Raw genomic sequence first — 23,745 nt, 5'->3', positions numbered from 1 at the left:
GGCGCAACTCGCCTGTGGATAGCCGGAAACCGGGCGATCGAAAACGGGTTACCGTGCCGACAATTCAATTCTGAAGGGGTCGCCCTTGTCCGCATCCGATCCGGGACTGCGCCGCGTGTCGGTTCATGCCGGCAATGCGCTCGTCGATTTGTCGCTGCCCGCCGCGGTGCCCGTCGCCACCCTGATCCCGTCGATCCTCGACAGCCTGGCGGCCCTCGACATCGATTGCCAGCCGGGGGAGCGTTATCACCTGTCCGTGCCCGGTTCGTCCGCGTTGGATGCGTCGACGACGTTGGCACAGAACGGCATCCGTGACGGGACCGTCATGGTGCTGAGCCAAGCGCGGCCGTCGCTTCCCGTTGCTCGCTGCGACGATGTGGCGGAGGCGGTGTCGGCGACGCTGGGTGCTGCAGCCTGCGGTTCGGAACAGTCCCAGGACCGGCTGACGAGTCGCGTCATGGGTGCGGTGGCGGCGATCTGCCTGACTGGCATTGGGGCTGCCACGCTCGTTCGAAACGCCGTCGGGGGCAACGCCGCCCGCTACACCACCGCCGGCGTCGCGGTGTTCGCCGGCTTCCTTGCTCTACTGTTTGCCGTGTTTGCGCACCGGGCGCACGGCGACCCGATGGCGGGGCTCACGCTCGGCCTGATCGCTACCGTATTTGCTGCGCTCGCGGGCTTTCTGGCTGTACCTGGAGCGCCTGGCATCCCCGGTGTGCTCCTGGCCGCGATGGCGGCTGCCGTGATGTCGGTGTCGGCGATGCGCCTATCGGGGTGTGGTCGTGTCACGTTGACCGCGGTGTCGTGCTTCGCGATGGTCGTCGCGATCGCCGCATTGGCGGGTGTCATCACAACCGCCCCCCTGCACGTCATCGCGTCGGTATCCGCGTTGGCCTCGCTCGGACTGCTCGAAATGGCGGCACGAGTGTCGATCATGCTGGGCGGGCTGTCGCCGCGGTTACCGCCCACACCGGGCCTGGACACCCCGGATCGTCTGGCCGCCAAGGCGACCCGTGCCGATAGCTGGCTGACCAGCCTGCTCGCCGCATTTTCGTGTTCGGCCGCGCTGGGCGCCATCGTCACCGCTGTCACCGGCGCACCGAGGCTCGGCTGCGTAGCTCTTGCCACTGCCACCGGCGCAGTCCTGCTGCTGCACGCGCATGGCGTTGACAGGAGACGGGCTTTGATTTTTGTCGTCGGCGGAATCGTCACCACTGGAACAACATTCGCAATTACGGCGGCGGGCATCCCGGATCGCGGACCGTGGATTGCCGCGATGACGGCGATGCTCGTCGCCGCGGCGCTCTACCTGGGCTCCGTCGCTACGGCGATGCCGACGTCGCCCCTAGCGCGGCGAGGCGTTGAGCTGATGGAGTATCTGGCCATAATCGCTATGGTGCCCCTGACCTGTTGGATATGCGGCGTCTATCGCGCCGTTCGTGCCATCAATCCGACATGGAGTTGATCCCGTCACGCGTCCGGCGGCTGCTGGCGGTATCGGCGTTGACGGCGCTCGCCCAGTTCGGAACGCCGTCGGCACACGCGGTTTCGCCGCCGAAGATCGACGACACGTGGTTGCCGAAGCCCGCCCTGCCCGCACCACCGCGGCCGACCGTGCAACGCGAGGCTTGCACGACGATGGCGTCGGATTCAAGCGCGGGCGGCAACCAGCTTGCACACCTCGACCTACCGCGGGTCTGGCAGCTCACCCGCGGTGCCGGCCAGCGGGTCGCGGTGATCGACACTGGTGTCTCGCAACACGGCCGGCTACCCGACGTGGTGCCCGGGGGTGACTATGTATCCACCGGCGACGGCACGCAGGATTGCGATGCGCACGGCACATTGGTGGCCGGAATCATCGCTGCGACACCCGATTCCCGGGCCGACAGCTTCGCCGGGGTGGCGCCCGACGTCACCCTGATCGGCATCCGCCAGTCCAGCGCCAAGTTCGCTCCGGCCAACGACCGATCCAGCGCCGGGGTGGGTGATGTCGACACGATGGCGCGAGCCGTCCGGACGGCCGCCGATCTCGGCGCGTCGGTGATCAACATTTCGTCGGTCGCGTGCGTTCCGGTCGCTTCGCCGCTCGACGACCGCTCGCTGGGCGCCGCACTGGCGTATGCGGTCGACGTCAAGAACGCGGTAATAGTCGCCGCGGCCGGCAACACCGGCGGCGGCGCACAGTGCCCGCCGCAACGGCCGGATGCGACATGGGACAGCGTTACCGTCGCGGTCAGTCCGGCCTGGTATGACGACTACGTGCTGGCCGTCGGGTCGGTCAACGCCGACGGCGCGCCATCGGCCTTTACCCTTGCCGGCCCCTGGGTGGACGTCGCCGCCGTCGGTGAGGCAGTGAATTCGCTTGGCTCAGCATCGCTTTCCGGCACGAGCTACGCGGCGCCAGTCGTCAGCGGGTTGGCTGCGCTCATCCGAGCGCGATTCCCGACGATGACCGCGCGACAGGTGATGCAGCGCATCGAATCGACCGCCCATCACCCGGCGGCCGGACGGGATCCGCTCGTCGGCAACGGCACCATCGATGCCCTTGCCGCGGTCAGCACCGACTCGATTCCACCGATCAACACGTCCCAACCAGGCCCGGCGCCGGTGCCGATCCCTCCCCCTCTGGCACCGGCGCCGCTTGATCGTCAAGGCCGCAACACCGCCCTGGGTGGCGCGGCGATCTGCTTGGCCGCGCTGGCGGCAGCCCTGATCGCCGGCCCGGCCAAGAGTCGGTTAAGGCGGACCCGCAACAGTGTCTCGAGCGACTGACGCGCTTTGCCTGCTCAGTTCGGGCCCGGACGGCAGGACCGCGAGCATCGGCCAGAACACCGTTAGCGCCGCAGTCGGCAGCCCAAGGTCGTGTGCCGCGTCGTCGTCGTGAATCGCGAACCGCACCCCGGTGTCGGTGACGAGATAGCGTGCACCGCCTTGGGCGTTGCCCCGCACGTAGGCGACGCGGCCGGGCGGGAGGTATACCGCGTCCAGCGCGGGGCCGCGGCCGTCTGCCTGTGCCAAGGTCACCGGCACTTGGCCAACCGGCAACGGCAGCCCGCTGCCCGCCAGGAAAGCGATGTCGGAACGCCCGGAAGCGGCAGTCCACGACGCGCACACGGTGGTATCGGCATCGCTCAAGGCGCCGTCGCGGGGCGCGTGGTCGGGGAAACTCGCCACCGGCAGCGTCGTAACGATCGGCGCGGCGCGGATCGCGTCCGGCGCCGCCGGGATGATGTTCGCGTTGCCGTGCGAATTGCTGAGACGCAACATGTCTGCAGTGACCTGACCGATTCGTTGCGCGCCGGCTGCCAAAACGACGTAATACTCGTCACCACCGGCTCGTGTGATGCGCAACACGTCGCCCACCGAAAATCCGGGCAGTCCAGCGGCCTTCGCTCCTGCGTCGCGAATTCGCGGCGGCGTGATCGGCGGCGCCTCGGGAATGGCGCTGAGCAACGACGTGGCGACGACTCGCGGCGTGCGGCCCTCCAACCTCAACGCACGCACCACTGCGCTGTCGGCGAGATCGACGATCGCCCGCTGTCCGTTGTAGAGCAGGTAGGCCGGCGAACCCGAGCTGGGAGCCACCACGACGGCGTCCTCGGGGCTCAGTCGGCGGACCGCCGGGCCCCCCGCGGGTCCGACGAGGACCGTCGTCGGCACGTTGCCGGCCGTATCGCAGATCGTCCACACTGATTCGTCCGCCGACAGCGGCGGGCCGAGAATTTGCGGTGCACCCGGAATGCCCAGCAGCGGACCGCGTTTGGTGCGCGCAAGCTCGGACTCGCGTACCGGTTGCGGGTTGGCATTGGTTCTTGCGATCAACCGCGCCGAGGCCAGGTTCAGCACCGGATGCCAAATGTCACCCACCCGTACGTACAGCGCTCCGGATTGTTGGCCCATCACGATCGATGTGCGATCGAACGCGACCTGTGGCCGCAGCAAAGCAAGTAGCGCGGATCCGGCGACAACGACGGCCGCGAGCGCACATCCGGCCGTAAGCGATACCCTCCGCGCCCGCAGGTGTCGGGCAGCGGCGCCGGTGTCCCCGCTCAGCAACGCGCACTCGATGCGACGCAGCAGAAATCGGTACGCGCCGATTTGCACGCGGGTCGGTGATTGTGGGGGCAAGGATCGGTCCAAAATTCCCCCGCGAAATTTGTCGAATCCGGATTTCCGCTTCACGGTAAACCGCACGCCGAGCGCCCTGCGCAGGTTTATCCACAGGTCGGCCGAGTTTCGGCTTTGCCGGATACGGGTAAAATTTCCGGGTGTTTACTCACCGCATACGTAGCCCTCGGGCGGGCGCCGCGCGGTCCGCAGGCCGCTGGGTCGGCCTGAGCGCTTCCGCGCTGGTCACCGCGACCGGCCTGCTCGCCCTCCCAAGCGCGGCGCCGAGCGCCTCCGCCGACGACTGCCCGGATGTCGAGGTGATCTTCGCCCGCGGCACCAACGAGCCCCCCGGCCTGGGCCGCGTCGGCGACGCCTTCGTCGACTCGCTGCGTCAGCAGACCGGCCTGAACATCCTGCCTTACGGGGTGAACTACGCGGCCAGCAAACTGCAGCTGCACGGCGGTGACGGCGCCAACGACACGATCGACCGCGTCAAGAAGAGCGTGGAAAAGTGCCCGAGCACCAAGATCGTGCTGGGCGGTTACTCCCAGGGCGCCTCGGTGATGGACATCGTGGCCGGCGTCCCCATCGGGGGCATCAACTGGGGCAACTCGCTCCCACCGCAATACGCGAACAACATCGCGGCCGTCGCCACCTTCGGCGACGTGGCCGACCGCGCGGGCGGAACGCTGCCGGCCCAGAGCACGCTGCTGGGTTCGAAGGCGATCGACCTGTGCAATCCGCAAGACCCGATCTGTCATGCGGGCCAGGGCAACGAGTGGACCGGGCACACGGAGGGGTATGTGCCGGTGTACACCACTCAGGCAGCGGCGTTCGTCGCGTCGAAGCTGCTGGCCGGAACCGGTCAACAGGTACCCGGCTACGGCCCCACGTCACCGGGATACGGCCCGCAGACGCCGGGATCCGGCCCGCAGTCGCCGGGTTCCGTGCCGCAGTCACCGGGTTCCGTCCCGCAGGCGCCGGGGCCCGGCCCGTCGGTTCCTCCAACGGCCCCCGGGCCCGCGCCCGCGGCGCCGACACCTTCGCCTGATCTGGTCTCGGCGATCCACTGACCGCATAGGCTGGCCGGTTAATATATCGGCCCATGAGGCTGCGCGGTTTCGCGGCCGCGACATTGCTCGCCGCGGCATTGGTGATTGCCCCCGCCACGGCGCCGATTGCATCGGCGGCGTGCCCGGGCGCCGAAGTGGTGTTTGCCCGGGGCCGGGAGGAACCGCCCGGGCTCGGCGCCATCGGCGACGCGTTCCTCAATTCGCTGCGCGGCAAGACGGCTATGCCGGTCGGAGCATATGGGGTCAACTATCCCGCCAACATCAGCGTCGACGCCGGCGCCAACGACATCAGCGCCCACGTTCAAGCCATGGCCAAGCAGTGCCCGAACACCCGCGAGGTGCTCGGCGGCTATTCCCTGGGCGCCGAGGTGGTTGATCTCGCGACCTGGGGCCGTATTCCGCCGGGGGCGGATCAGCACGTCGCGGCGGTCGCGTTGTTCGGTAATGGCACCCGGCAGGTCGCCCCCGCCTTTGCGGGTAAGACGATCGACCAGTGCGCACAGGGCGACCCGATCTGTCGTAATGGCATGAATTGGCCGTCGCATCTGCAGCCGTCGTATCTCAACTCCGGACTGGTGGATCAGGCCGCCAGCTTCGCCGCCGCCCGGCTCTAGCGCGTGCGCAGATCGCGGGTGATCAGGATCCGCGCCGCGAGCTCGCCATCGGGTGGGTAGTCCACGCCGATCAGCGTCAAACCGTGCGGGGGCGCGGCCGCGAAGTCGCTGGACCGGTCCGTCGCGGTGAGCAGGTCGCGACACCAGGTGACCGGACGCCGATGTTCGCCGACGGCCAGCAGCGCCCCGATCAGTGAGCGCACCATCGACCAGCAGAACGCGTCGGCGCTCACGTGCGCGGTGATCAGCTCGCCGTCGCGCGACCAGTCCAACCGCTGCAGATCCCGGATCGTGGTGGCGCCGTCGCGCTGACGGCAGAACGCCGCAAAGTCATGCAGCCCCAACAGGTCTCGTGACGCGGCGCTCATCGCGTCCAGGTCGAGTGCGCGCGGCCACGCGGTGACGTAGCGCGCCTGCTGCGGCTGCACGCCGTAAGGCGCCGTGGACAAGCGGTAGGCGTAATGGCGGCGCAGCGCCGAGAAGCGGGCATCGAAACCCGCTGGGGCGCGGACGATCCGGAGGACCCGGACGTCGGTGGGCAGGAACCGGCCCAGGCGCCGCAGCAGCGGCAAAAACTCGGGCTCGCCGGTGTGTGGGGGTACCTCCCGCTTGCGGGGACGTGCGCGCGGGTACGCGTTCGGCAGCGCGTCGTCCGGGACGTCGACGTGTGCCACCTGCCCGGTGGCGTGCACGCCGGTGTCGGTGCGCCCGGCGGCGCGCAGCCGCACCGGGGTGCGGAAAACCGTCGTCAGCGCCTCATCGAGAACGCCGGCGACGGTTCGCTGCCCGGCCTGGGTTGCCCAGCCCGCGAAATCCGTTCCGTCGTAGGCGATATCGAGCCGCAGACGGACGTCCTCGCTAACTGTCGGTGGCTCCGTCGCCCTCATCGGCGGCCTCAGCCTTGGCCTCTTGGGGCTCGGCCGTCTCGGCCACGACTTCTTCAGCCGTCTCGGCCTCGACCTCCTCGGCCGTCGGACCCTCCGCGGCCTCGGGCTCGACGGCGGCCTGCGGCGCCGCAGCAGCCGCGACAGGAGCGTCAGCCTTCTTCGAGGCTTTAACCCGGCGCGCGCGGTCGGCCTCCGACGTCACCGTCTTCTCCCGCACCAGCTCGATCACGGCCATCGGGGCGTTGTCACCCTTTCGCGCCTCGACCTTGATGATGCGGGTGTAGCCACCGTTGCGGTCGCTGTAGAACGGCCCGATCTCCTCGAACAACGCGTGCACGATGTCCTTGTCGCGGATCTTCTTGAGAACCTCTCGACGGTTGTGCAGCGTGCCCTTTTTCGCGTGCGTGATCAGCTTCTCCGCATACGGCCGCAGCGCACGGGCCTTCGGCTCGGTCGTCTTGATCCGACCGTGCTCGAACAGCGACGTGGCCAGGTTGGCCAGAAGGGCCTTCTGGTGCGAAGACGACCCGCCGAGGCGAGGGCCCTTGGTGGGCTTGGGCATTGCTGTCGCTCCTGTCTAGATGATTCTGGCCTTTAGAGCTGTTCGGTTTCCGCGTAGTCCTGGTCGTCGTAGGCGCCCTCGGTGGACCAGGTGCCGGTCGCGACGTCGTAGCCCGCAACCTCCGACGGGTCGAAGCTCGGCGGGCTGTCCTTGAGCGACAGACCCAGCTGGTGCAGCTTGACCTTCACCTCGTCGATGGACTTCTGGCCGAAGTTGCGGATGTCGAGCAGGTCGGACTCGGTGCGCGAGACCAGCTCGCCGACGGTGTGCACACCCTCGCGCTTGAGGCAGTTGTACGACCGCACGGTCAGGTCCAGGTCGTCGATCGGCAGCGCGAACGACGCGATGTGGTCGGCCTCGGCCGGCGACGGCCCGATCTCGATGCCCTCGGCCTCGACGTTGAGTTCGCGTGCCAGACCGAACAATTCGACCAGGGTCTTACCCGCCGACGCCAGCGCGTCGCGGGGGGTGATCGAACTCTTGGTCTCCACGTCCAGGATCAGCTTGTCGAAGTCGGTGCGCTGCTCGACGCGGGTGGCGTCGACCTTGTAGGTGACCTTGAGCACCGGCGAGTAGATGGAATCGACTGGGATACGGCCGATTTCGGCGCCGGACGCCCGGTTCTGCACCGCCGGGACGTAGCCGCGGCCGCGCTCGACGACTAGCTCGACCTCGAGCTTGCCCTTGTCGTTCAGCGTCGCGATGTGCATGCCCGGGTTGTGCACCGTGACACCGGCTGGCGGCACGATGTCACCCGCGGTGACCGCACCCGGACCCTGCTTGCGCAGGTACATGGTGACCGGCTCGTCCTCCTCCGAGGACACGACGAGGCCCTTGAGGTTCAGGATGATGGCGGTGACGTCTTCCTTGACGCCGGGCACGGTGGTGAACTCGTGCAGCACGCCGTCGATGCGGATGCTGGTGACCGCCGCACCGGGGATGGACGACAGCAGGGTCCGCCGCAGCGAATTGCCCAGCGTGTAACCGAATCCCGGCTCCAGCGGTTCGATGACGAACTGGGACCGGTTGTCGGTGAGGATCTCCTCCGACAGTGTGGGTCGCTGTGAGATCAGCATGGTGTTTCTTCTTCTCCTTCTCGACACCCGCTATTTGATGCCGCTCAGGTGTCCCGCACCGGTCGGCGCGGGGGGTCTTGTTACTTCGAGTAGTACTCGACGATCAGCTGCTCGGTGAGCGGCACCTCGATCTGCGCGCGCTCGGGCAATTGGTGGATCAGGATGCGCTGGCGCTCCCCCACGACCTGCAGCCAGCTCGGGATCGGGCGCTCGCCGGCGGTCTCCCGCGCGATCTGGAACGGCACCGAGTTCACCGACTTGTCGCGCACGTCGATGATGTCGTACTGCGACACCCGATAGCTGGGGACGTCAACGCGCACGCCGTTGACCGTGAAATGGCCGTGCGTGACGAGCTGACGGGCCATCCGCCGGGTGCGCGCGATGCCCGCGCGGTAGATCACGTTGTCCAGCCGGCTCTCCAGGATCTGCAGCAGCTCGTCACCGGTCTTGCCGGGACGGCCCGCGGCCTCCTCGTAGTAGCGGCGGAACTGCTTTTCCATGACGCCGTAGGTGAAGCGGGCCTTCTGCTTCTCCTGCAGCTGCAGCAGGTATTCGCTCTCCTTGATCCGCGCGCGGCCGTGCTGGCCGGGCGGGTAGGGACGCTTCTCGAACGCCTGGTCGCCGCCGACGAGGTCGGTGCGGAACCGGCGCGACTTGCGGGTGACGGGTCCGGTGTAACGAGCCATCGGTTGTTTCTCCTCCTAGACCCTGCGTCGCTTCGGCGGGCGGACGCCGTTGTGCGGCTGGGGCGTGACGTCAGAGATCGCGCCGACCTCCAGGCCCGCGGCCTGCAGCGAGCGGATCGCGGTCTCCCGGCCCGAGCCGGGGCCCTTCACGAACACGTCGACCTTCTTCACGCCGTGCTCCTGAGCCTTGCGGGCGGCGTTCTCGGCGGCCAGCTGCGCGGCGAACGGTGTCGATTTCCGCGAACCCTTGAAGCCGACATGGCCCGACGACGCCCAGGCGATGACGTTGCCCTGCGGGTCGGTGATCGTCACGATCGTGTTGTTGAACGTGCTCTTGATGTGCGCGGCGCCGTGCGGGACGTTCTTCTTTTCCCGTCTGCGGGTCTTCTGACCCTTCTTGGGCGCCGCGGCACCACTTGCCTTCTTCGGTGGCATCGGTTACCTGGCCTTCTTCTTGCCTGCGATGGTGCGCTTGGGTCCCTTGCGGGTCCGCGCGTTGGTCTTGGTCCGCTGGCCGCGCACCGGCATGCCGCGCCGATGCCGCAGGCCCTGGTAGCAGCCGATCTCGATCTTGCGGCGGATGTCGCCCTGCACCTCGCGGCGCAGATCGCCCTCCACCTTCAAGTTGGCTTCGATGTAGTCACGCAGGTGGGTCACCTGGTCATCGGTCAGATCCTTGGTCCGCAGATCCTTGTCGATGCCGGTGGCGGCCAAAATTTCGTTGGCACGGGTACGGCCGATGCCGAAGATGTAGGTCAGCGCGATCTCCATCCGCTTGTCCCGCGGTAGATCGACGCCTACTAGTCGAGCCATAGGTGGCGTTTCCTCTTATCTCATGCGGAGGTCTTGTCCCAGTCCGTTCCCGATCTTGATCGGGGCCCGGCCTCCGTCCGGGCGTAGGTAGGCGGCGTATCCGCCTATTGGTGCTGGGAGGTCATCATTTAGTTGTCGGGTGGGCCTAGCCCTGTCGCTGCTTGTGGCGCGGATCTGAGCAGATCACCATGACCCGCCCATGCCGACGGATCACCCTGCACTTGTCGCAAATCGGCTTCACGCTGGGGTTGACCTTCACGGCTTTTCGATCCTGTCTCGTCTATTGGTGGGTTACTTGTATCGGTACACAATGCGGCCCCGGGACAGGTCGTAGGGAGACAACTCCACCACCACCCGGTCCTCGGGCAGGATGCGGATGTAGTGCTGCCGCATCTTGCCGCTGATATGGGCGAGCACCTTGTGACCGTTCTCCAGCTCAATGCGGAACATCGCATTGGGCAGGGGCTCGACCACGCGGCCCTCGACCTCTATGGCGCCGTCCTTCTTGGCCATAACCTCTCGTCAAATCCTCGTCGTTTAGTTTCGTTTCATCTGCGCCCACATCGGCGCAGCATTCACACCGACTTGAAACGTGAGCCGGTGACAGGAAAGTTCCTAGGGACTGGGCACGCAAAAGCCGGCGCGATGACGCACCGTTGGTCCAGGATACCTGGTTATTCGGCCCCGGCCAAAATCCCTCCGCGGAATAGCGCTCGCACGCCGCCGGTTGCAGCCACCATGACTGATTCTGCAGCTAGCAAGCCCAATCTCGGCCGGTTCGGATCGTTCGGGCGCGGCGTCACTCCCAAGCAAGCCAAGGAGATCGAAGCCCTGGGATACGGGGCGGTCTGGGTAGGCGGTTCACCTCCCGCCGAGCTGGCCTGGGTAGAACCCATCCTCGAGGCCACGACCACGCTGCAGGTGGCCACCGGGATCGTCAACATCTGGACGGCGCCCGCCGCGCCGGTTGCCGAATCGTTCCACCGGATCGACAAGGCCTACCCGGGCCGCTTCCTCCTCGGCATCGGCGTCGGCCATCCCGAGGCCCACACCGAATACCGCAAGCCGTATGACGCGCTGGCGGAGTACCTGGACAAGCTCGACGAGCACGGCGTGCCCGCACACCGCCGGGTCGTGGCCGCGCTCGGACCACGGGTGCTGAAGCTTTCGGCGGAGCGCAGCGCGGGAGCGCATCCCTACCTCACCACCCCCGAGCACACCGCGCGGGCGCGTGAGCTGATCGGCCCGTCGGCGTTCTTGGCGCCCGAACACAAGGTGGTGCTGACCACCGACGCGGACAAGGCACGCGCGGTCGGCCGCAAGGCGCTCGACATCTATTTCAACCTGGCCAACTACCGCAACAGCTGGAAACGGCTGGGCTACTCCGACGACGAGGTCACCCGGCCGGGCAGTGACCGCCTGGTGGACGCGGTGGTGGCCTATGGCACGGTGGACCAGATCGCGGCTCGGCTGAAGCAGCACCTCGACGCCGGGGCCGACCACGTGCCCGTGCAGGTCCTGACCAAAGATGAAAACCTGGTTTCGGCGCTGGCCGAGCTCGCGGGACCGCTCGGGCTGACCTAGCACACCAGGGGGATCTAAATGACCGGGGGAGCAGCACTGAAACCCGACCTGGGACGGTTCGGCGTATGGCTGGGATCACGGTCCATCACGCCGCAGCTGGCCAGCCGAATCGAATCGCTGGGCTATGGCGCGGTGTGGATCGGCGGGTCACCGGACGCCGACCTGGCTTGGGTCGAACCTGCCCTCGCCGCAACCGACTCGCTACAACTGGCCACCGGGATCGTCAACATCTGGTCCGCGCCGGCCGCGGCGGTCGCGCGGTCTTACGAACGCATCGAAAGCGCCTATCCCGGAAGGTTTTTGCTCGGCATCGGGGTGGGCCACCGCGAGCACACCGAGGAGTACGTCAGGCCCTACGACGCGTTGGTCGGTTACCTCGACGAACTCGACGCGGCGATGGTGCCGACCAGCCGGCGAGTGCTGGCGGCGCTCGGCCCGCGGGTGTTGCAGCTGGCGGCCGAACGCAGCGCCGGCGCGCACCCGTACCTCACCACACCCCAACACACGGCCAAGGCGCGCGAACTCGTCGGAAGCTCGGTGTTCCTGGCGCCCGAACACAAGGTCGTGCTCAGCACCGATGCCTCCGAAGCCCGCGCCATCGGCCGCCGGTATGCGAACTTCTACCTGGACCTCAGCAACTACGTGAACAACTGGCTGCGGTCGGGATTCACCCACGACGACGTGCGCAAGCCGGGCAGCGACAAGCTGATCGACGCGGTGGTGGCCTACGGCACCCCGGAGGCCATCGCGCAACGCCTCACCGAACACCTGGATGCCGGCGCAGACCACGTCGCGGTCCAGCCGCTCGACGCGACGCCCGACGACGAAGTGGTGCGCGTCCTGGGAGAACTGGCGGGACCGCTGGGCCTCACCCGTTAGGGTTTGACCATGCGGCTATTGGTCACCGGGGGTGCCGGTTTCATCGGCACCAATTTCGTGCACAGCACCGTCCGCGAGCGTCCCGATGTCGCGGTGACGGTGCTCGACGCCATGACCTACGCCGGGCGACGCGAGTCGCTGGCGGATCTGGGCGATGCGATCAGGCTGGTGGAGGGCGATATCACCGACGGCGCGCTGGTTTCCACGCTGGTCGGCGAGTCCGACGCGGTCGTGCATCTTGCGGCCGAAAGCCACGTCGACAACGCGCTGTACGACCCGGAGCCGTTTCTGCACACCAATGTGATCGGGACGTACACCATCCTGGAAGCGGTGCGGCGCTACGGTGTGCGGCTGCACCACGTCTCGACCGACGAGGTCTACGGCGACCTGGCGCTCGACGACCCGCAGCGGTTCACCGAGTCGACGCCCTACAACCCGTCCAGCCCGTACTCGGCGACCAAGGCCGCCGCAGACATGCTGGTCCGGGCCTGGGTGCGGTCGTATGGGGTGCGCGCGACAATCTCGAACTGCTCCAACAACTATGGGCCGTATCAGCACGTCGAGAAATTCATCCCGCGTCAGATCACCAACGTCCTCACCGGCCGGCGACCCAAGTTGTACGGCAGCGGTGCCAACATTCGCGACTGGATCCACGTCGACGATCACAACAGCGCGGTCTGGCGGATCCTGGAGAAGGGCGAGATCGGCCGGACCTATCTGATCAGCGCCGACGGCGAGCGCGACAACCTGACGGTGCTGCGCACGCTGCTGCAGATGCTGGGCCGCGACCCCGACGACTTCGACACTGTCCCCGACCGCATTGGTCATGACCTCCGATACGCCATCGACTCATCGGCGTTGTGCGACGAATTGTATTGGGCGCCAAAGCACACCGACTTCGACGAGGGTCTCCGGTCCACCATTGACTGGTACCGGAACAACGAATCCTGGTGGCGTCCGCTGAAGGACGATGCCGAGGCCCGCTACGAAGCGCGCGGTCAGTGAGATGAAGGTTCGCGAGCTCGACATCCCCGGCGCCTGGGAAATCACTCCCGAGATCCACGGCGACTCGCGTGGCCTGTTCTTCGAATGGCTCACCGATCGCGGGTTCAGCGCCTTCGCCGGTCATTCGTTGGACGTCCGGCAAGCCAACTGCTCGGTTTCTGCCGCCGGAGTGTTGCGCGGCCTGCACTTCGCCCAGCTGCCACCGAGCCAGGCCAAGTACGTCACCTGCGTGGCGGGCTCGGTATTCGACGTCGTCGTCGATATCCGTTTGGGCTCACCGACATTCGGCCGATGGGATTCCGTGCTGCTCAACGACTCCGACCGCAGGACGATCTATATCTCCGAAGGCCTCGCCCACGGGTTCCTTGCGCTGCAAGACAATTCGACGGTGATGTACTTGTGCTCGTCGGAATACAACCCGCAACGCGAGCACACGATCTGTGCGACGGATCGGGAGCTGGCAATCGACTGGCCTTTGGTCGACGGTGCCGCACCAAGCTTGTCGGATCGCGACGCGGCGGCCCCCAGCTTCGATGAAGTGCGCAAATCCGGTGTCCTGCCCGCCTGGGAGGACACGCAGCGATTCATCGCCAGCTTGCCGAGCAAATAATCGAACGGCGATACATACTGCTTGTGTGAAGCGTCAGTTGTCAGTCGCCGTTGCAGCCGTGACGATCGTTGCCGGCGCGGCCGGCTGTTCCGGCGGCAAGAAGGCCTCCGGCCCGTCGTCCAGCTCGGCGGCGCCGTCCAGCACAAGCTCCAGCGCCGCCCCCGCGAGCAGCACGGTCGCGACGGCGCCGGGGGAAGCGAAGGTCAGCGTGGGCGGTGAGCCCCTGAACGTCAGCGGCCCGGTGGTGTGCGCGACGAACAACGGCAAGTTCTCCATCGCGATCGGCGAGGCGGTCACCGGCGTGATCGTCGGGCTGGAGCCCGACGCATCGGTGGTCCACGACGTCGGGCTCGGGTCGATCAACGACGTGGTGCTGAGCTTCACCGAGGGCGCGCCCGGTAACAGCGCCGGCGCCACCAAGAACGGCAACAGCTATCACATCACCGGTACTGCCACCGGTGTGAACAACGTGGGCCTGCAGGTCAGCAAGGCCTTCACGATCGACGCCACCTGCCCCTAAGGCTGAACGGCCTTAAGCCGACGCCACCTCACCAGGGTCCCCGCCCACAGCAGCACCGTCAGCAGTTCGGCCGCCACGCTGATAACGGCATGGGGAGCTGGGTCCCAGCCGCGTTCGGAAAAACCGAACAGCCCGACGGTCCTCGAGAGGGCGAACGCCACCAGCGACCCGCCGGCCACCGCGGCGGCGACCCATTGCAGCCATGGCGGACCGCCGATGATGATCAGCAGAGCCAGGGCGAACAAGGCGCTGGCCTGGACCAGAAAGGCGGTGCCGATCATCGGAATGTGTTGATAGCCGTGGATATAAAGGTAGGCATGGCTGGTGGCGCTGACGGCCAGGGACAGGGCCAGACCGATCCGAAGCAGGAATGTCATTGCAGCTTAGCCTCTTTCAGCGCCAGGGCGGTCTGCCCCTTGGTGTAGTTGACCTCGCGAATGCCCAAGGCGTCGTGCAGCTTGCCGGCCGGCAGCGTGACCGGCTTGGGCGCGGGCCCGTCCCCGGGATGCGGCAGCGGATAGGCCGTCGTCGTCCCGCTGTAGAAGGTCACGTTGCCTTCCGTCTTGGAAAACAGTTGGTGCACATGGCCGTTGAGGCACGTCACCGACGAGAAGCGCCTCAGATAGCTCAACGCCTGGGTGGCATCGTCGGTGCCCCAGCCCCAATCCGGGTACATCGCGAACAGCGGGATATGACTGAAAACGATGATGGGCGTGTCGTTCGACAACCCCGCGACGTCCTTCTCGACGAACTCGAGCTGCTCGGTGCCCAAATGCCCGAGCTTCTTCAGGTTCAAGGTGTTCACCAGGGCGATCACGTGCACGCCGGCGATGTCGAAGCTGTACCAGCCGTCGCCGCGGGTTCCCGCACCGAAGACGCTCCGGTACTTCTGACCCGCGTCGTCGACCGAATCGTGTTCGCCCGGCACCGTGAACACGTGCGGAGTCTGCAGCTTGCCCAGCATCTGCTTCACCTGGTCGAACTGGTCGGGAGTCGACAGGTGGGTGAGGTCGCCGGTGTGAATGACGAAATCCGGTGTGTAGCCGAGGCTGTTGATCTGATCGATCGCATGGCCGAACGTGCCGGTGACGTCCGGGTTGGGCGGACCGGAGAAACCGATGTGGCTGTCGCTGACTTGGGCGAACCGCAGGGTGGGCCGGGCTTGAGCGTGCGAGGCCGAAGCCGTACCCGCGACATGCGAGATCACCTCGCCGCCAACGACGGCGAATCCGACCGCCGCGCCGAACCACGCGGAGTGCCGGATGAGCTGGCGGCGAGTCAAGGTGTTCGGGTCTTGCTTGGTCATCCCGTCACCACCACGGTGCCGTGCATCATCGGGTGGATCGAGCAGACGTAGTCGAACTTTCCGGCGGTCGGAAAGGTGTGGCTGAAGGTGGCGCCCGTCCCCATCCCCGGCGAGTGAAACGAACCGTCGCTGGCGGCCACCGTGTGCGGTTCTTCGTCGCGGTTGGTCCAGGTGACAGTGCTGCCTACCTTGACGGTCAGCGTCGCCGGCGCGAAGGCGAAGTTGTCGATGCTGACCTCGTCACCCGCGGCCGCCGCCGGCGATCCGGTTGCCGACGCCGAGCCCGTCGGTGCGGCCGAGGCCGGCGGCATCCCGCTCATTCCCGGCATCCCGGGGGTGGCGCTCGCACCGGAGCCGAAGGTGACCGACGGTTGGGCTGCCGGCGGCGCAGACGAGCATCCGGCCAGCACCACACCGGCGGCGACCGCCGCGACCACTTGTTTTCGAAGCATGGGGATATCCATGCCAAGAGATAGGGCAGCGGGTTACACGGGTCGTGCCGGAGCGAATACCTCGATCACCCCGTTGACCTCGCGAACCATCAGCGTGGGCAACGGCTTTGGTGCGATCGGAAGCTGGTGGGTGAGCACCTGTCCGGTGGGCGAGAACGACGTGGTGTGGCAGGGACAGCGCAGCCGGTCGTCGGGGGCGTCGAACCACAGCCGGCACCCCTGATGCGTGCATACCCCGGAGATGGCCTCGAGTTTGCCGTCGACACGGCGAACGAATCCGCTGACTGAGCCCAGATCGAAGGGATGCATGCGCCCGTCCGGCACGTCCGAGCTGGCCGCGACCCGCTGCCAGCTTCCGTCGTTGGGCGTGAGTTGGCCCGCGACGGCGGGGGCTTCGGCGGGGCCGCCCGTCACCGCCCGATCGATGGACACGGCGGCCGCGGCGGCCGCGGCGGCCGCCGAGGTGCCGACGATGACCTGCCGGCGCGTGGTGTTGGCCTTCGGCGCGGCGGCCGGCGGCGTGCCGGACATCTGCTCCGCGAGGCGACCGTGCAGGTCGGCCAGGAATTCGGGGCGGGGAGCGTCGTCAACCTCGGAACCCTGGCGGGCCGCCCGCAATTCGATCGCCGTGCGGATCTGCGCCGCCTCGAAGTCGTCCGGCGCGAACGGCTTTGGCCGGCGGCCCCGCAGCAGGTCGTCGACGTAGCGGCGTAGTCCGCGCGCGTTCATGGCTGGCCCCCATCATTGACTTGCGCTGCCAGTCGCAGAGCGCGGTGTTGGAGAACTTTGGCGTTGGCGACGCTGATCCCAAGTTCGGTCGCGGACTCCTTGATCGAATTGCCTTGCAGGAAACGCAGTTCCAAAATTCGGCGGTAGCGGTCCGGCAGATTGTCGAGCACCTGCGCGACGCGCTGGGGTGCGGTGCTGATCGCTTCCTCGCTCTCGGGCGGTTGTTCGATGTCCTCGATCGCGGTGATTTCGCGGCCCATGGTCTCGCGCCAATGCGCGGCCAGCACCGTTCGGGCCGTCGCCCGCAGGTACGCGCGCACCTCGCCGACGCTCGCGGTCAGGCGCAGCGGCCGCAGCGCGGCAAGGAAGACCTCGGCGGTGAGGTCTTCGGCATCGGCCCGGTTGCCGACGCGAGCAAACAGCGTCCGGTACACCCAGGCCGCGTTGTCCTGATACACCGCGTTCCAGTCGGTATAGCCCTGAAAGCCACTGTCCGGCACCGCGCGCAATGGTCGCGGGCCGACGGGTTCGTTTTGCGCCGCCACGTGCCTCCTTTACCGACCAATATCAGCTCGGGTTACACCGACGGCGCGCTGAGCGAGGCTTCCTGGACCATCAGCTGGTCGAGTTTGGTGGCGGTGGCGGACAGCGCCGACTTGGCCATGCCCAGTATCCGGTCCTGCACTCGGGGCTTGGCCGACGCCGGCGCCAGGAGGTGGCCCATCAGGTGACCGAAAAGGTCCAGGCGCGCGCCGGCGAGCCACGCGGTCAGGTCCGGGTCCTCCATCCAGCGCAGCTGGTTTCCGTAGTCGGCCAAGGCGACGCGCAACCAGTCGAGGTCGGTGTCCGGATGCGGCAGTGGCACGCACAGCCGGTTTTTCACGGCGTCATCGGGGTAAGCGGTCTCGACGTGGCCGACCAGTGCGGCGCTGAATATTTGTTGGCACCCGCGCACGCTTTGTAGCGTGATGCAGCCGGTATCGAAAATGGGTGTGGCGGGCCGTTTTTCGGCGCCATCAGCGCTGCAGTCGATGTACAGCGCACGGCCGTCCATCGCGACCGATCCGTCGTCGAGGACCATTTCGTCGGCGTCGATACGCAGCACGTGGCCCATCCGCACGATGTCGGAGATGCGCCGCAACTGCTCGAGTTCGAGCCGTGTGACGGTCGCGCAGCGGTACATGGTGGGGCGAACCGCGGGATCGATCCGCAGCAGCGCGCCGGCGTCCTCGAGACGCGCGAACAGGTCGTCGACGGACTCGGCGTCGCGGACGGCCCGCAGTTGCGCGGTGAAGGCGGCCTTGATCTGATCTGCGAGCAACGAGCCGGGCTGGATCGTCGCGCGATCCAGTAGCCACGAATCCCGCGGCATGATCCACGTCAGCCGGTCCGGCGCGATGCCCTGGCCCAGCAGCCATAGGCAGGTGTCGATTCCGGTCTTGCCGGCCCCGACGACGACGTAGCGCTCGCGGGCCCGGCGCCGCGGCAAGCCGTTGGGCGCGATGCATTCGACACCGGGCGCGACCTGGTATGGGGGCGGGCGCATCGAGGGAACCATGACGCGCATGTAGGTGGCATCGACGACGCGCCGCGCCACGTTGACGGTGTAGTCGGTCCCCGCCATCGTGACAAAGCGGCCCTCACCGACGTATTCGCTCATCGGGAAGTAGCTGACCCGGCCCGTCGGCAAGAACCGCTGACGCATCACGTGGTCGTAGTAGGCGCAGACTTCCCCGGCCGTCGCGAGCTCGTAGAGCCCTTTGTTCCAGCCGACTTGGTCGATGGTGTCGCTGCCGAGGCGCAACGAGTTAACGCCGTAGAACGCGGAGGGCTGATGCAGCCGCACGAACGGGTAGGCCGTCGTCCAATGCCCGCCCGGCTGGTGGTAGCGATCGACCACCACCACGCGTGCCTCTGTCTCAGAGATCAGCGTGTCGATGAACGCCATGCCCATGGCGCCGGCCCCGACGACGAGGTAGTCGGCCTCGATGGTGTGCATACGGGGTAAAGGCTAGTCGGCCCGGGCTCGCTTCAGCGGATTTCGGCGGCCGCGGTGCGCAGCTCGTCCAAGGCCTTGAGTGCGAGTTCAGCCAGGCTCTGGTCGCCCTTTGCCGTAATCCATTCGGCGAACGCCTCTTTGAAAGCCAACGCGCCCAGCTCGGCAGCCAGGGCGGCCGCCCGTTCCGGCACGCCCCGCGCTCGCAGCGCCTGCACCATGGCCGCGGCGAGGCCGACCTGTTTGAGCGCATCGCGCTCCTGAAGTTCGGTGCTGGTGGCAATGACGGCCTTCACCTGGGGAGCAAGCTCGCGATTGAGCGGGGTCATCGCCCCGGCCGCGCGCTCCAGCCCGGCGGCGACCGCGACGAGCGGGGTGGCGTCCGCGGGCGCCGAGGCGATGCCCTCGGTCAGGAGTTGGGACAACGTCTCCTGCCCGGCCGCCAGCACCTCGCGCTTATCGGGGAAATACCGGAAGAAGGTGCTTTTCGTCAGGCCGGCCCGATCGGCGATCTCGGCGACGGTGGTTCGGTCGTAGCCCCGCTCGGAGAAGAGGTGCAGCGCCGCCTCGACCAGCCGCGCACGCGCATCGGGTTCCCATCGGGGCATGCCGTCATGGTAGGTGATGAGACCTTTGTCCCATCACGGTGGTAGTGTGATGGGACATCGGTCCCATCACTTGAGGAGTGTGTCATGCGAGTTTTCGTCACGGGCGCCACCGGCGGGGTCGGCTCGGCCGTCGTTCCCGAGCTCATCCGCACGGGCCACGAGGTTCTGGCGCTGGCCCGCTCCGACGCGTCGGCCCAGGCCGCCAAAGCCATGGGGGCCGACGTGCTGCACGGCGACCTCGACGACCCCGACAGCCTGCGCGCCGGCGCCAAGGACGCCGACGGGGTCGTCCACCTCGCCTTCCTCCACTTCGACGATTTCGAGAGGGCCGTCGCGCAGGAGGCGGTCGCCGTCGAGACCTTTGGCGCGGCCCTCGCGGGGAGCGGCAAGCCGTTCGTCATGGCCTCGGGCACGCCCCCCATCGCCGGCCGCGCCTCCACCGAGCGGGACCCCGCGCCGACCGACGGGCTAATCGGCGGGCGCGACCGAAACGCCCACGCCGCACTGGAACTGGCGGCCCAAGGAGTCCGCTCGGCGGTGGTCCGCCTCCCCCGCTCGGTCCACCGGGCGGGCGGCCCCTGCGGGTTCGCCTCCCTGCTCGTCGAGGCGGCCCGACGGACCGGGGTCTCCGGATACGTCGGCGACGGCGCCCAGCGCTGGCCGGCTGTGCACGTTCTCGACGCGGCCCGGCTCTTCCGCCTGGTCCTCGAGGAGGCGACGCCCGGGACGGTGGCGCACGCCGTCGGTGACGAGGGCGACCCTATGCGCGCGCTCGCCGAGGCCATCGGGCGCCAGCTCGATCTCCCCACGGCCTCGGTGCCCGCCGAGCATTTCGGGTTCCTCGGCGCCATATTCGCCCGTGATCAGCCGTCCTCGAGCGAGTTGACCCGGGACAGATTCGGCTGGCGGCCCACCCATCCGAGCCTGCTCGAGGACCTGGAGGCGGGGAACTACCCCCGCTGAGGCTACGGTCGCGACCATGATCAGCTGGAGAGAGTTCACGGCAGCAGCCCCGCGAATCGCGACCATATTCCTCCGCCGCCACGCCGCGACCGGCAACCTCTGCATCTTGGGCACGCTTCGCTCGGACGGGTTTCCCCGGATCAGCCCCATCGAGCCGAGGTTCTTCGAAGATCGGCTCTGGATCGCCGGGATGCCGGGGACGACGAAATTCCATGACCTGTCGCGCGATCCGCGCTTCTGCCTGCACACCGCCACCGTCGACACCGAGGTCAAGGACGGCGACGCAAAGCTGTTCGGCGTTGTTGAGGACGTCCAGGACAAGGACTTGCATCAGCGGTACGCCGAAGCGCTCTACGAACAGACCGGCTTCGACATTCGAGGGCAGGATTTCGATCACCTTTATCGGGCCGACTTGATCGGTGGGTCCGCGGTCGAGGTGACCGATGGCCACCTGGACATCACGATCTGGAAGGACGGCGAAGCCGAGCGCGTCGTGCGCAAGCACTGAGCGCCTTGCTACGCCCGAGCCAAGTTACTAGGATATCCAAGTATTCGCTGCGTAACGACGACTCGAGGCCACCATGACCACACAGATCCCGCACTTCATCGATGGGAAGCGCACCGCCGGCCAATCCAGCCGCACGGCCGATGTTTTCAACCCCAGCACCGGCGCGGTGCAGGCGAAGGTGCCGATGGCCGGTAAGGCCGACATCGACGCGGCGGTGGCCTCGGCCGTCGAGGCCCAAAAGGATTGGGCGGCATGGAATCCGCAGCGGCGCGCCCGGGTGATGATGCGCTTCATCGAGCTGGTCAACGCCAACAGCGACGAGCTGGCCGAGCTGCTGTCCCTCGAGCACGGCAAGACGGTCGCCGACGCCAAGGGCGACATCCAGCGCGGCATCGAGGTGATCGAGTTCTGCATCGGGATCCCGCATCTGCTCAAGGGCGAGTACAGCGAGGGCGCCGGCCCGGGCATCGACGTCTATTCGTTGCGTCAGCCCCTGGGTGTGGTCGCGGGCATCACGCCGTTCAACTTCCCGGCGATGATCCCGCTGTGGAAGGCCGGACCGGCCCTCGCGTGTGGCAACGCGTTCGTGCTCAAGCCCAGCGAACGTGACCCGTCGGTCCCGGTGCGTCTGGCCGAGCTGTTCTTGGAGGCCGGCCTGCCGCCCGGCGTGTTCCAGGTGGTGCACGGCGACAAGGAAGCTGTCGACGCCATCCTGCACCATCCCGACATCAAGGCCGTGGGCTTCGTCGGCAGCTCCGACATCGCCCACTACATCTATTCGACCGCCGCGGCGACCGGCAAGCGGTCACAGTGCTTCGGCGGCGCCAAGAACCACATGATCGTGATGCCCGACGCCGACCTCGACCAGGCCGTCGACGCGCTCATCGGCGCCGGCTACGGCAGCGCCGGCGAACGCTGCATGGCGATCAGCGTCGCGGTGCCGGTCGGTGAACAAACCGCGGAACGGTTGCGCGCCAGGCTCATTGAGCGAATCAACAACCTGCGCGTCGGGCACAGCCTGGACCCCAAGGCCGACTACGGTCCGCTGGTCACCGACGCCGCGCTGACGCGGGTGCGCGACTACATCGGCCAGGGCGTCGACGCCGGCGCCGAGCTGGTGATCGACGGCCGCGAGCGGACCAGCGACGACCTGACCTTCGGGGACGCCAACCTCGAGGGCGGATTCTTCATCGGCCCCACGCTCTTCGACCACGTCACCCCCGACATGTCGATCTACACCGACGAGATCTTCGGGCCGGTCCTGTGCATCGTGCGCGCGCACGACTACGAGGAGGCCTTGCGGCTGCCGTCGGAGCACGAGTACGGCAACGGCGTGGCGGTTTTCACCCGCGACGGCGACGCCGCCCGTGACTTCGTCTCCCGGGTTCAGGTCGGCATGGTCGGTGTCAACGTGCCGATCCCGGTCCCGGTGGCCTATCACACTTTCGGCGGCTGGAAGCGCTCCGGCTTCGGCGACCTCAACCAGCACGGGCCGGCATCGATCCAGTTCTACACGAAGGTCAAGACGGTCACGTCGCGCTGGCCGTCCGGCATCAAGGACGGCGCCGAATTCGTCATCCCCACAATGAATTAGGGCATCATGTTCACTCTGAACGATGACGAACGCGTCATCACCGAGACGGCGGCCGCGTTCGCCGCCAAATGCCTCGCCCCGCACGCTCTGGAATGGGATACCACCAAGCATTTTCCGACGGACGTGTTGCGCGAGGCCGCCGAGCTCGGCATGGCGGCGATCTATTGCCGCGATGACGTCGGCGGCAGCGGGCTGCGCCGGCTCGACGGGGTTCGGATCTTCGAGCAGTTGGCGATTGCCGACCCTACGACGGCCGCGTTCATGTCCATCCACAACATGTGCGCGTGGATGATCGACACGTTCGGCACCGACGAGCAACGGAAGGAATGGATTCCGCGGTTGGCGCCGATGGACGTCATCGCCAGCTACTGCCTGACCGAGCCGAACGCGGGGTCGGACGCCGGCGCCCTGAGCACGCGCGCCGTCAGGCAGGGTGGCGACTACGTGCTCGACGGGGTCAAGCAGTTCATTTCCGGCGCCGGAGCCTCCGACGTGTACGTCGTGATGGCCCGCACCGGCGGCGACGGCCCGCGCGGCATCTCGGCCTTCATCGTCGAAAAGGACACGCCGGGGCTGAGTTTCGGCTCGCCCGAGGAGAAGATGGGCTGGCACGCGCAACCCACCGCGCAGGTGATCTTCGAGGGTGTGCGGGTCCCCGCCGACGCGATGCTGGGCGGCGCGGATGGCGAGGGTGCCGGCTTCGGCATCGCGATGAACGGTCTCAACGGTGGTCGGCTCAACATCGCGGCCTGCTCGCTGGGCGGCGCGCAGTCCGCCTTCGACAAAGCGGGAGCCTATGTGCGCGAGCGGCAGGCGTTCGGCTCTCCCCTGCTCGACGAGCCCACGATCCGGTTCACCCTGGCCGACATGGCCACTGGGCTGGAGACCTCGCGAATGTTGTTGTGGCGCGCGGCGGCTGCGTTGGACGCCGACGACGCCGACAAGGTCGAGCTGTGCGCGATGGCCAAACGCTATGTCACCGATACCTGCTTCGAGGTTGCGGACAAAGCCCTGCAGCTGCACGGCGGCTATGGCTACCTGCGCGAGTATGGTCTGGAAAAGATCGTCCGCGATCTGCGGGTGCATCGAATCCTGGAAGGGACCAACGAAATAATGCGGGTCGTCATCGGGCGGGCCGAGGCCGCGCGGTTCCGGGCCGGCGTGTAGGAG

29 protein-coding genes are annotated in these 23,745 nt (G+C 67.4%); 13 read left to right on the top strand and 16 right to left on the bottom strand.

Annotated features, from left to right (window positions below; translation table 11 throughout):
- The first annotated feature begins 85 nt into the window (after window positions 1-85).
- Together eccD and mycP are read left to right on the top strand one after the other, a co-directional pair.
- Window positions 86-1,465 (top strand): type VII secretion integral membrane protein EccD, encoded by a 1,380-nt coding sequence (gene eccD / locus A5747_RS17225; RefSeq protein ID WP_076126342.1) that lies wholly within the window; start codon window positions 86-88, stop codon window positions 1,463-1,465.
- The gene (mycP, locus tag A5747_RS17220) at window positions 1,456-2,772 is read left to right on the top strand and encodes a type VII secretion-associated serine protease mycosin (protein WP_076126340.1); all 1,317 of its coding nucleotides are present in this window, start codon (window positions 1,456-1,458) and stop codon (window positions 2,770-2,772) included. The genes eccD and mycP overlap by 10 nt, the downstream gene beginning before the upstream one ends.
- Here the strand turns inward: mycP and eccB are convergent.
- Window positions 2,737-4,128: a type VII secretion protein EccB gene (gene eccB, locus A5747_RS17215; protein ID WP_076126524.1), complete on the bottom strand. Its 1,392-nt coding sequence runs from the start codon at window positions 4,126-4,128 to the stop codon at window positions 2,737-2,739. The two genes, mycP and eccB, sit on opposite strands and share 36 nt — an antisense overlap.
- Window positions 4,129-4,334: 206 nt before the next feature.
- On the opposite strand from eccB, the gene A5747_RS17210 reads away from it, so the two are divergent.
- A complete protein-coding gene (locus A5747_RS17210) occupies window positions 4,335-5,183 on the top strand; it encodes a cutinase family protein (protein ID WP_076126521.1) in 849 nt (282 codons plus the stop codon).
- A gap of 32 nt (window positions 5,184-5,215) precedes the next feature.
- A complete protein-coding gene (locus tag A5747_RS17205) occupies window positions 5,216-5,797 on the top strand; it encodes a cutinase family protein (protein ID WP_076126338.1) in 582 nt (193 codons plus the stop codon).
- On the opposite strand, the gene truA is transcribed toward A5747_RS17205, so the two are convergent.
- From truA to infA, 8 genes are all read right to left on the bottom strand, one after another.
- On the bottom strand, window positions 5,794-6,684 hold the full coding sequence (truA, locus tag A5747_RS17200; RefSeq protein ID WP_076126336.1) for a tRNA pseudouridine(38-40) synthase TruA: 891 nt from the start codon (window positions 6,682-6,684) through the stop codon (window positions 5,794-5,796). The genes A5747_RS17205 and truA overlap by 4 nt on opposite strands.
- Window positions 6,656-7,246, bottom strand: coding sequence for a 50S ribosomal protein L17 (rplQ, locus tag A5747_RS17195; RefSeq protein ID WP_076126334.1), 591 nt, complete (start codon window positions 7,244-7,246; stop codon window positions 6,656-6,658). Before rplQ ends, truA begins: the two co-directional genes overlap by 29 nt.
- 32 nt (window positions 7,247-7,278) lie before the next feature.
- On the bottom strand, window positions 7,279-8,322 hold the full coding sequence (locus A5747_RS17190) for a DNA-directed RNA polymerase subunit alpha (protein ID WP_076126332.1): 1,044 nt from the start codon (window positions 8,320-8,322) through the stop codon (window positions 7,279-7,281).
- An 80-nt stretch (window positions 8,323-8,402) separates the two neighbouring features.
- Entirely contained in the window at window positions 8,403-9,008 is a 606-nt protein-coding gene (gene rpsD / locus A5747_RS17185; RefSeq protein WP_076061623.1) for a 30S ribosomal protein S4, read from the bottom strand.
- A gap of 15 nt (window positions 9,009-9,023) precedes the next feature.
- Window positions 9,024-9,443, bottom strand: coding sequence for a 30S ribosomal protein S11 (rpsK, locus tag A5747_RS17180; RefSeq protein WP_076126330.1), 420 nt, complete (start codon window positions 9,441-9,443; stop codon window positions 9,024-9,026).
- 3 nt (window positions 9,444-9,446) lie between these two features.
- Window positions 9,447-9,821 (bottom strand): 30S ribosomal protein S13, encoded by a 375-nt coding sequence (gene rpsM / locus A5747_RS17175; RefSeq protein ID WP_076126328.1) that lies wholly within the window; start codon window positions 9,819-9,821, stop codon window positions 9,447-9,449.
- A 145-nt stretch (window positions 9,822-9,966) separates the two neighbouring features.
- A complete protein-coding gene (gene rpmJ, locus A5747_RS17170; RefSeq protein ID WP_003879483.1) occupies window positions 9,967-10,080 on the bottom strand; it encodes a 50S ribosomal protein L36 in 114 nt (37 codons plus the stop codon).
- A gap of 32 nt (window positions 10,081-10,112) precedes the next feature.
- Window positions 10,113-10,334, bottom strand: a complete 222-nt coding sequence (gene infA / locus A5747_RS17165) for a translation initiation factor IF-1 (protein ID WP_003418601.1) — start codon at window positions 10,332-10,334, stop codon at window positions 10,113-10,115.
- Window positions 10,335-10,559: 225 nt separating this feature from the next.
- Here infA and A5747_RS17160 point away from each other — a divergent pair, with 225 nt between their 5' ends.
- From A5747_RS17160 to A5747_RS17140, 5 genes are read left to right on the top strand one after another with little or no spacing between them, the layout of a single operon-like run.
- The gene (locus A5747_RS17160) at window positions 10,560-11,405 is read left to right on the top strand and encodes an LLM class F420-dependent oxidoreductase (protein ID WP_076126326.1); all 846 of its coding nucleotides are present in this window, start codon (window positions 10,560-10,562) and stop codon (window positions 11,403-11,405) included.
- A gap of 18 nt (window positions 11,406-11,423) precedes the next feature.
- Complete coding sequence (locus A5747_RS17155) at window positions 11,424-12,284, top strand: LLM class F420-dependent oxidoreductase (protein ID WP_076126324.1); 861 nt, start codon at window positions 11,424-11,426, stop codon at window positions 12,282-12,284.
- 9 nt (window positions 12,285-12,293) lie between these two features.
- On the top strand, window positions 12,294-13,289 hold the full coding sequence (gene rfbB, locus A5747_RS17150) for a dTDP-glucose 4,6-dehydratase (protein ID WP_076126322.1): 996 nt from the start codon (window positions 12,294-12,296) through the stop codon (window positions 13,287-13,289).
- A 1-nt stretch (window position 13,290) separates the two neighbouring features.
- A complete protein-coding gene (gene rfbC / locus A5747_RS17145) occupies window positions 13,291-13,899 on the top strand; it encodes a dTDP-4-dehydrorhamnose 3,5-epimerase (protein ID WP_076126320.1) in 609 nt (202 codons plus the stop codon).
- A 58-nt stretch (window positions 13,900-13,957) separates the two neighbouring features.
- Window positions 13,958-14,419: a lipoprotein LpqH gene (locus A5747_RS17140; protein ID WP_233148073.1), complete on the top strand. Its 462-nt coding sequence runs from the start codon at window positions 13,958-13,960 to the stop codon at window positions 14,417-14,419.
- Here the strand turns inward: A5747_RS17140 and A5747_RS17135 are convergent.
- From A5747_RS17135 to A5747_RS17105, 7 genes are all read right to left on the bottom strand, one after another.
- Window positions 14,416-14,796 carry a hypothetical protein gene (locus tag A5747_RS17135; RefSeq protein WP_076126316.1) on the bottom strand — a complete coding sequence of 127 codons (381 nt, stop codon included), beginning with the start codon at window positions 14,794-14,796 and terminating at the stop codon, window positions 14,416-14,418. The two genes, A5747_RS17140 and A5747_RS17135, sit on opposite strands and share 4 nt — an antisense overlap.
- Window positions 14,793-15,725 (bottom strand): metallophosphoesterase, encoded by a 933-nt coding sequence (locus A5747_RS17130; RefSeq protein WP_076126314.1) that lies wholly within the window; start codon window positions 15,723-15,725, stop codon window positions 14,793-14,795. Before A5747_RS17130 ends, A5747_RS17135 begins: the two co-directional genes overlap by 4 nt.
- Window positions 15,722-16,054: a cupredoxin family copper-binding protein gene (locus A5747_RS17125; RefSeq protein WP_369805125.1), complete on the bottom strand. Its 333-nt coding sequence runs from the start codon at window positions 16,052-16,054 to the stop codon at window positions 15,722-15,724. Before A5747_RS17125 ends, A5747_RS17130 begins: the two co-directional genes overlap by 4 nt.
- Window positions 16,055-16,210: 156 nt before the next feature.
- Window positions 16,211-16,906, bottom strand: coding sequence for a Rieske (2Fe-2S) protein (locus A5747_RS17120; protein WP_076126310.1), 696 nt, complete (start codon window positions 16,904-16,906; stop codon window positions 16,211-16,213).
- Window positions 16,903-17,451, bottom strand: a complete 549-nt coding sequence (locus A5747_RS17115) for an RNA polymerase sigma factor (RefSeq protein ID WP_076126308.1) — start codon at window positions 17,449-17,451, stop codon at window positions 16,903-16,905. Before A5747_RS17115 ends, A5747_RS17120 begins: the two co-directional genes overlap by 4 nt.
- Before the next feature lie 32 nt (window positions 17,452-17,483).
- Window positions 17,484-18,905, bottom strand: coding sequence for an NAD(P)-binding protein (locus A5747_RS17110; RefSeq protein WP_076126306.1), 1,422 nt, complete (start codon window positions 18,903-18,905; stop codon window positions 17,484-17,486).
- 32 nt (window positions 18,906-18,937) lie between these two features.
- Entirely contained in the window at window positions 18,938-19,510 is a 573-nt protein-coding gene (locus A5747_RS17105) for a TetR/AcrR family transcriptional regulator (RefSeq protein ID WP_076061602.1), read from the bottom strand.
- Window positions 19,511-19,594: 84 nt separating this feature from the next.
- On the opposite strand from A5747_RS17105, the gene A5747_RS17100 reads away from it, so the two are divergent.
- From A5747_RS17100 to A5747_RS17085, 4 genes are all read left to right on the top strand, one after another.
- A complete protein-coding gene (locus A5747_RS17100; RefSeq protein ID WP_076126304.1) occupies window positions 19,595-20,473 on the top strand; it encodes an SDR family oxidoreductase in 879 nt (292 codons plus the stop codon).
- A gap of 16 nt (window positions 20,474-20,489) precedes the next feature.
- Complete coding sequence (locus A5747_RS17095) at window positions 20,490-20,981, top strand: pyridoxamine 5'-phosphate oxidase family protein (protein WP_076126302.1); 492 nt, start codon at window positions 20,490-20,492, stop codon at window positions 20,979-20,981.
- 73 nt (window positions 20,982-21,054) lie between these two features.
- Window positions 21,055-22,575 (top strand): CoA-acylating methylmalonate-semialdehyde dehydrogenase, encoded by a 1,521-nt coding sequence (locus A5747_RS17090; protein WP_076126300.1) that lies wholly within the window; start codon window positions 21,055-21,057, stop codon window positions 22,573-22,575.
- Between the two features lie 6 nt (window positions 22,576-22,581).
- Entirely contained in the window at window positions 22,582-23,742 is a 1,161-nt protein-coding gene (locus tag A5747_RS17085; RefSeq protein WP_076126298.1) for an acyl-CoA dehydrogenase family protein, read from the top strand.
- The last annotated feature ends 3 nt before the right edge of the window (window positions 23,743-23,745 follow it).

The organism is Mycobacterium sp. IS-836 (assembly GCF_001954275.1).
Lineage (GTDB): Bacteria > Actinomycetota > Actinomycetes > Mycobacteriales > Mycobacteriaceae > Mycobacterium.
This window is presented reverse-complemented; position numbering and strand designations above follow the sequence as displayed.

What these genes read in the sequence shown, in the direction of transcription:
- mycP (WP_076126340.1), top strand. Translation starts at nt 1,456, where the DNA reads ATGGAGTTGATCCCGTCACGCGTCCGGCGGCTGCTGGCGGTATCGGCG.
- A5747_RS17205 (WP_076126338.1), top strand. Translation starts at nt 5,216, where the DNA reads ATGAGGCTGCGCGGTTTCGCGGCCGCGACATTGCTCGCCGCGGCATTG.
- truA (WP_076126336.1), bottom strand. Translation starts at nt 6,684, where the DNA reads ATGAGGGCGACGGAGCCACCGACAGTTAGCGAGGACGTCCGTCTGCGG.
- rplQ (WP_076126334.1), bottom strand. Translation starts at nt 7,246, where the DNA reads ATGCCCAAGCCCACCAAGGGCCCTCGCCTCGGCGGGTCGTCTTCGCAC.
- A5747_RS17190 (WP_076126332.1), bottom strand. Translation starts at nt 8,322, where the DNA reads ATGCTGATCTCACAGCGACCCACACTGTCGGAGGAGATCCTCACCGAC.
- rpsD (WP_076061623.1), bottom strand. Translation starts at nt 9,008, where the DNA reads ATGGCTCGTTACACCGGACCCGTCACCCGCAAGTCGCGCCGGTTCCGC.
- rpsK (WP_076126330.1), bottom strand. Translation starts at nt 9,443, where the DNA reads ATGCCACCGAAGAAGGCAAGTGGTGCCGCGGCGCCCAAGAAGGGTCAG.
- rpsM (WP_076126328.1), bottom strand. Translation starts at nt 9,821, where the DNA reads ATGGCTCGACTAGTAGGCGTCGATCTACCGCGGGACAAGCGGATGGAG.
- infA (WP_003418601.1), bottom strand. Translation starts at nt 10,334, where the DNA reads ATGGCCAAGAAGGACGGCGCCATAGAGGTCGAGGGCCGCGTGGTCGAG.
- A5747_RS17160 (WP_076126326.1), top strand. Translation starts at nt 10,560, where the DNA reads ATGACTGATTCTGCAGCTAGCAAGCCCAATCTCGGCCGGTTCGGATCG.
- A5747_RS17155 (WP_076126324.1), top strand. Translation starts at nt 11,424, where the DNA reads ATGACCGGGGGAGCAGCACTGAAACCCGACCTGGGACGGTTCGGCGTA.
- rfbB (WP_076126322.1), top strand. Translation starts at nt 12,294, where the DNA reads ATGCGGCTATTGGTCACCGGGGGTGCCGGTTTCATCGGCACCAATTTC.
- rfbC (WP_076126320.1), top strand. Translation starts at nt 13,291, where the DNA reads ATGAAGGTTCGCGAGCTCGACATCCCCGGCGCCTGGGAAATCACTCCC.
- A5747_RS17135 (WP_076126316.1), bottom strand. Translation starts at nt 14,796, where the DNA reads ATGACATTCCTGCTTCGGATCGGTCTGGCCCTGTCCCTGGCCGTCAGC.
- A5747_RS17130 (WP_076126314.1), bottom strand. Translation starts at nt 15,725, where the DNA reads ATGACCAAGCAAGACCCGAACACCTTGACTCGCCGCCAGCTCATCCGG.
- A5747_RS17125 (WP_369805125.1), bottom strand. Translation starts at nt 16,054, where the DNA reads ATGCCGGGAATGAGCGGGATGCCGCCGGCCTCGGCCGCACCGACGGGC.
- A5747_RS17120 (WP_076126310.1), bottom strand. Translation starts at nt 16,906, where the DNA reads ATGAACGCGCGCGGACTACGCCGCTACGTCGACGACCTGCTGCGGGGC.
- A5747_RS17110 (WP_076126306.1), bottom strand. Translation starts at nt 18,905, where the DNA reads ATGCACACCATCGAGGCCGACTACCTCGTCGTCGGGGCCGGCGCCATG.
- A5747_RS17105 (WP_076061602.1), bottom strand. Translation starts at nt 19,510, where the DNA reads ATGCCCCGATGGGAACCCGATGCGCGTGCGCGGCTGGTCGAGGCGGCG.
- A5747_RS17100 (WP_076126304.1), top strand. Translation starts at nt 19,595, where the DNA reads ATGCGAGTTTTCGTCACGGGCGCCACCGGCGGGGTCGGCTCGGCCGTC.
- A5747_RS17095 (WP_076126302.1), top strand. Translation starts at nt 20,490, where the DNA reads ATGATCAGCTGGAGAGAGTTCACGGCAGCAGCCCCGCGAATCGCGACC.
- A5747_RS17090 (WP_076126300.1), top strand. Translation starts at nt 21,055, where the DNA reads ATGACCACACAGATCCCGCACTTCATCGATGGGAAGCGCACCGCCGGC.
- A5747_RS17085 (WP_076126298.1), top strand. Translation starts at nt 22,582, where the DNA reads ATGTTCACTCTGAACGATGACGAACGCGTCATCACCGAGACGGCGGCC.